This is a genomic window from Corynebacterium tuscaniense, assembly GCF_008693065.1.
GTDB lineage: Bacteria > Actinomycetota > Actinomycetes > Mycobacteriales > Mycobacteriaceae > Corynebacterium > Corynebacterium tuscaniense.
In genome coordinates this window covers 1-616 of record NZ_VXKH01000174.1, presented here as the reverse complement: position 1 = coordinate 616, position 616 = coordinate 1, and the positions used below count along the sequence as shown (strand labels likewise).

Sequence of the window (616 nt, the reverse complement as noted above, 5' to 3'; positions counted from 1 at the left end):
GGCTGGGGCGCATGGCCGGCTTGCTCCGCTCGTCTTGGCCTGCGTTCCGCCCCCACCCCGCGCAACGTGAACCCGGCCCCAGCTCCCGCTCCAGCACCTGCCCCTGCAGCTCCGGCCGCACAGGGTGGCGAGCTCCAGGTTGATGCGGTGTACAACACCATCACCCGCTCCCTGAGTGCACGTGGCTTGAAGGTTCCGGCCCATGTCACCGCGAGCTACAACGCCAACCGCCACGACTACAACGCGTTCTACCTGGCCAACAAGGACCTCATTGACGCTGTTCTGGCTCGTCTTTAATCCGGCTTAAGAGCGCCCTGTCTCCTAAGAGACCCAGGTAAAGGCCCGAGCATTTAGCTCGGGCCTTTACTTTTTTCATTGTGTCGGGAACCGGGCTGTTCATGCTCGTTATGTGGCTTATTTGCGTGTCTTGAGGCGCGACTCGGCGCTCGGAGCCTGTGGATAGCTAGAAACTATTCACAGGCCCTTTTCGCGCGTTTTTGGTTTTCGGTTTAGCGTTGCCGGCATGAATCCTTTTGCAGCACTAGTGGCGGGTTTAACCAACCCGATGGAGTCCTTGGCATCCTTTGATGCCCAGGTCCTCCGCGATACCGGCTGC

1 protein-coding gene is annotated in these 616 nt (G+C 59.9%); it reads left to right on the top strand.

The annotated features are described in order from the left end of the window. Positions 1-297 (top strand): resuscitation-promoting factor Rpf1 domain-containing protein (locus F4V54_RS11125; protein ID WP_150387171.1); only part of this gene is annotated, 297 nt, incomplete at its 5' end. Between the last annotated feature and the right edge of the window lie 319 nt (positions 298-616).